Annotated in this window: 3 rRNA genes; all 3 read left to right on the top strand. The window is 54.9% G+C overall.

Annotated features, from left to right (window positions below):
* The first annotated feature begins 153 nt into the window (after window positions 1-153).
* Window positions 154-1,676: ribosomal RNA gene (locus WFI00_RS17645) — 16S ribosomal RNA — on the top strand.
* 376 nt (window positions 1,677-2,052) lie between these two features.
* Window positions 2,053-5,156 (top strand): 23S ribosomal RNA (locus WFI00_RS17640).
* 106 nt (window positions 5,157-5,262) lie between these two features.
* Window positions 5,263-5,379, top strand: a 5S ribosomal RNA gene (gene rrf, locus WFI00_RS17635).
* The 16S, 23S and 5S rRNA genes sit together here, the layout of an rRNA operon.
* Window positions 5,380-5,434 lie beyond the last annotated feature (55 nt).

The raw sequence follows: 5,434 nt of genomic DNA, 5'->3' as shown, positions 1-5,434 counted from the left end.
AACCTCGACTCGACCTTTTTGGTTGGGTGAGATTCCTTTGGATCAAAGTCCGGCATCTTTGGGTGTCGGCATTCGGATAGTCAGCAATGAGTATCTCTTTGGTCAGTTCAAACTCGCTGCGTCATCGTTTTCCCGGTGGGGTATGCATTTTTCTTTATGGAGAGTTTGATCCTGGCTCAGGATGAACGCTGGCGGCGTGCTTAACACATGCAAGTCGAACGGTGAAGCCCAGCTTGCTGGGTGGATCAGTGGCGAACGGGTGAGTAACACGTGAGCAATCTGCCCCTGACTCTGGGATAAGCGCTGGAAACGGCGTCTAATACTGGATACGAACCGTGGAGGCATCTTCAACGGTTGGAAAGATTTTTTGGTCAGGGATGAGCTCGCGGCCTATCAGCTTGTTGGTGAGGTAATGGCTCACCAAGGCGTCGACGGGTAGCCGGCCTGAGAGGGTGACCGGCCACACTGGGACTGAGACACGGCCCAGACTCCTACGGGAGGCAGCAGTGGGGAATATTGCACAATGGGCGAAAGCCTGATGCAGCAACGCCGCGTGAGGGACGACGGCCTTCGGGTTGTAAACCTCTTTTAGCAGGGAAGAAGCGAAAGTGACGGTACCTGCAGAAAAAGCGCCGGCTAACTACGTGCCAGCAGCCGCGGTAATACGTAGGGCGCAAGCGTTATCCGGAATTATTGGGCGTAAAGAGCTCGTAGGCGGTTTGTCGCGTCTGCTGTGAAATCCCGAGGCTCAACCTCGGGCCTGCAGTGGGTACGGGCAGACTAGAGTGCGGTAGGGGAGATTGGAATTCCTGGTGTAGCGGTGGAATGCGCAGATATCAGGAGGAACACCGATGGCGAAGGCAGATCTCTGGGCCGTAACTGACGCTGAGGAGCGAAAGGGTGGGGAGCAAACAGGCTTAGATACCCTGGTAGTCCACCCCGTAAACGTTGGGAACTAGTTGTGGGGTCCATTCCACGGATTCCGTGACGCAGCTAACGCATTAAGTTCCCCGCCTGGGGAGTACGGCCGCAAGGCTAAAACTCAAAGGAATTGACGGGGACCCGCACAAGCGGCGGAGCATGCGGATTAATTCGATGCAACGCGAAGAACCTTACCAAGGCTTGACATACACGAGAACGCTGCAGAAATGTAGAACTCTTTGGACACTCGTGAACAGGTGGTGCATGGTTGTCGTCAGCTCGTGTCGTGAGATGTTGGGTTAAGTCCCGCAACGAGCGCAACCCTCGTTCTATGTTGCCAGCACGTAATGGTGGGAACTCATGGGATACTGCCGGGGTCAACTCGGAGGAAGGTGGGGATGACGTCAAATCATCATGCCCCTTATGTCTTGGGCTTCACGCATGCTACAATGGCCGGTACAAAGGGCTGCAATACCGTAAGGTGGAGCGAATCCCAAAAAGCCGGTCCCAGTTCGGATTGAGGTCTGCAACTCGACCTCATGAAGTCGGAGTCGCTAGTAATCGCAGATCAGCAACGCTGCGGTGAATACGTTCCCGGGTCTTGTACACACCGCCCGTCAAGTCATGAAAGTCGGTAACACCTGAAGCCGGTGGCCCAACCCTTGTGGAGGGAGCCGTCGAAGGTGGGATCGGTAATTAGGACTAAGTCGTAACAAGGTAGCCGTACCGGAAGGTGCGGCTGGATCACCTCCTTTCTAAGGAGCACTGCACTCTTCGGAGTGACAGAGCCCTGATCAGAGCGAATGTCTCTGCAGGGAGCTCATGGGTGGAACATATGACGAGGTGTCGGGGAGCGATCCTTGATCTAGTACGGCCTTCGGGTCGGGAACGGTCGGGGGGAGTGAGCCGGCACATGCACGCTGTTGGGTCCTGAGGGACCGGATGCCGCTTCGGCGGTGACCTTTCCTCTGGACCTTTTCTGTTGTCGGTAGTGCTGGCAGCGGGGAGGGTACCGCCCGTACTTTGAGAACTACACAGTGGACGCGAGCATCTTCGAGATGATTTTTCATCTCGTGAAGATGATCTTAAAGATCATTAGTCAATTTCGATTGACGATTCGAACTCATGTGATTTCAAGTCTTTAAGAGCAAACGGTGGATGCCTTGGCATCTGGAGCCGAAGAAGGACGTAGCAATCTGCGATAAGCCTCGGGGAGTGGATAAGCACACTGTGATCCGAGGGTGTCCGAATGGGGAAACCCCGCTGGGCGGCGTGCCGACCCAGTGACTCCCGCCTGAATATATAGGGCGGGTAGAGGGAACGTGGGGAAGTGAAACATCTCAGTACCCACAGGAAGAGAAAGCAACCGCGATTCCGTTAGTAGTGGCGAGCGAAACCGGAACAGGCTAAACCTAGCGTGTGTGATAGCCGGCAGGCGTTGCATGTTGGGGGTTGTGGGACTTTTCTGATCATTCTGCCGAGTGGTCGACGTGACAAGAAGGTATAGACGAACTGGATTGAAAGCCAGGTCATAGAGGGTGCCAACCCCGTAGTCGAAATGCCTCTCTTGGCGTGAAGAGTATCCCAAGTAGCACGGGGCCCGAGAAATCCCGTGTGAATCTGTCAGGACCACCTGATAAGCCTAAATACTCCCAGATGACCGATAGCGGACAAGTACCGTGAGGGAAAGGTGAAAAGTACCCCGGGAGGGGAGTGAAATAGTACCTGAAACCGTTTGCTTACAAACCGTTGGAGCACCCCTGGTAGGTGTGACAGCGTGCCTTTTGAAGAATGAGCCTGCGAGTTAGCGATACGTGGCGAGGTTAACCCGTGTGGGGTAGCCGTAGCGAAAGCGAGTCTGAATAGGGCGATTCAGTCGCGTGTCCTAGACCCGAAGCGAAGTGATCTATCCATGGCCAGGTTGAAGCGACGGTAAGACGTCGTGGAGGACCGAACCCACTTAGGTTGAAAACTGAGGGGATGAGCTGTGGATAGGGGTGAAAGGCCAATCAAACTTCGTGATAGCTGGTTCTCTCCGAAATGCATTTAGGTGCAGCGTTGCGTGTTTCTTGCCGGAGGTAGAGCTACTGGATGGCCGATGGGCCCTACAAGGTTACTGACGTCAGCCAAACTCCGAATGCCGGTAAGTGAGAGCGCAGCAGTGAGACTGTGGGGGATAAGCTTCATAGTCGAGAGGGAAACAACCCAGACCACCAACTAAGGTCCCTAAGCGCGTGCTAAGTGGGAAAGGATGTGGAGTTGCTCTGACAACCAGGAGGTTGGCTTAGAAGCAGCCACCCTTGAAAGAGTGCGTAATAGCTCACTGGTCAAGTGATTCCGCGCCGACAATGTAACGGGGCTCAAGCACGCCACCGAAGTTGTGGCATTGACATTAGTGGTAGGCCTTCGTGGTCCAGCCGTGTTGATGGGTAGGAGAGCGTCGTGTGGCCAGCGAAGCGGCGGGGTGACCCAGCCGTGGAGGCTACACGAGTGAGAATGCAGGCATGAGTAGCGAAAGACGTGTGAGAAACACGTCCTCCGAAAGACCAAGGGTTCCAGGGTCAAGCTAATCTTCCCTGGGTAAGTCGGGACCTAAGGCGAGGCCGACAGGCGTAGTCGATGGACAACGGGTTGATATTCCCGTACCGGCGAAGAACCGCCCAAGCTAATCCAGTAGTGCTAAGTGTCTGAATCCCACTGACGGATCCCTTCGGGGTGAAGCGTTGGGCCTAGCGCACGACCCCATTCTGGTGCGGTTAGCGTATTAACAGGTGTGACGCAGGAAGGTAGCCCAAGCCAGGCGATGGTTGTCCTGGTGCAAGTGCGTAGGCTGAGAGATAGGCAAATCCGTCTCTCGTACGGCTGAGACACGATGCGGATAAAAAGTGGGTGATCCTATGCTGCCGAGAAAAGCATCGACGCGAGGTTCTAGCTGCCCGTACCCCAAACCGACTCAGGTGGTCAGGTAGAGAATACTAAGGAGATCGAGAGAATCGTGGTTAAGGAACTCGGCAAAATGCCCCCGTAACTTCGGGAGAAGGGGGGCCATCCACTTATACGGACTTGCTCCGAAAAGGGTGTGGTGGCCGCAGAGACTAGTGGGTAGCGACTGTTTATTAAAAACACAGGTCCGTGCTAAGTCGCAAGACGATGTATACGGACTGACGCCTGCCCGGTGCTGGAAGGTTAAGAGGACCGGTTAGCCGCAAGGCGAAGCTGAGAATTTAAGCCCCAGTAAACGGCGGTGGTAACTATAACCATCCTAAGGTAGCGAAATTCCTTGTCGGGTAAGTTCCGACCTGCACGAATGGCGTAACGACTTCCCAACTGTCTCAACCGCGAACTCGGCGAAATTGCACTACGAGTAAAGATGCTCGTTACGCGCAGCAGGACGGAAAGACCCCGTGACCTTTACTACAGCTTGGTATTGGTGTTCGGTGTGGCTTGTGTAGGATAGGTGGGAGACTGTGAAGCGGTGACGCCAGTTACCGTGGAGTCATTGTTGAAATACCACTCTGGTCACTCTGGATATCTAACTTCGAACCGTAATCCGGTTCAGGGACAGTGCCTGGTGGGTAGTTTAACTGGGGCGGTTGCCTCCCAAAAAGTAACGGAGGCGCCCAAAGGTTCCCTCAACCTGGTTGGCAATCAGGTGGCGAGTGTAAGTGCACAAGGGAGCTTGACTGTGAGACTGACAGGTCGAGCAGGGACGAAAGTCGGGACTAGTGATCCGGCAGTGGCTTGTGGAAGCGCTGTCGCTCAACGGATAAAAGGTACCTCGGGGATAACAGGCTGATCTTGCCCAAGAGTCCATATCGACGGCATGGTTTGGCACCTCGATGTCGGCTCGTCGCATCCTGGGGCTGGAGTAGGTCCCAAGGGTTGGGCTGTTCGCCCATTAAAGCGGTACGCGAGCTGGGTTTAGAACGTCGTGAGACAGTTCGGTCCCTATCCGCTGCGCGCGTAGGAAATTTGAGAGGATCTGACCCTAGTACGAGAGGACCGGGTTGGACGAACCTCTGGTGTGCCAGTTGTTCTGCCAAGAGCACCGCTGGTTAGCTACGTTCGGGATGGATAACCGCTGAAAGCATCTAAGCGGGAAGCCGGCCTCAAGATGAGATTTCCATGCCTTCGGGCGAGAGGCTCCCAGCCAGACTACTGGGTTGATAGGCCGGATGTGGAAGCGCGGTAACGCGTGAAGCTGACCGGTACTAATAAGCCGATGACTTGATAACACACCGTTCTAGGTGCTTGCGTCCACTGAGTGGTTCTCGATGTACGGTCGAGAACCACACAACAACCAACTGATTGTTGTGTGCATGATTGAAACATCAATAGTGTTTCGGCGGCCATAGCGTGAGGGAAACGCCCGGTCACATTCCGAACCCGGAAGCTAAGCCTCACAGCGCCGATGGTACTGCAGGGGGGACCCTGTGGGAGAGTAGGACACCGCCGGACTTCTTTCGAGAAATGGCCACCCACTGCTGGGTGGCCATTTCCCGTTAACACACCA

It is taken from the genome of Microbacterium sp. MMO-56 (genome assembly GCF_037146215.1).
In the GTDB taxonomy this organism is placed as follows: Bacteria; Actinomycetota; Actinomycetes; order Actinomycetales; family Microbacteriaceae; genus Microbacterium.
Note: the sequence above shows the minus strand (reverse complement) of the source record. Positions and strands in the feature narration are given on the sequence as shown.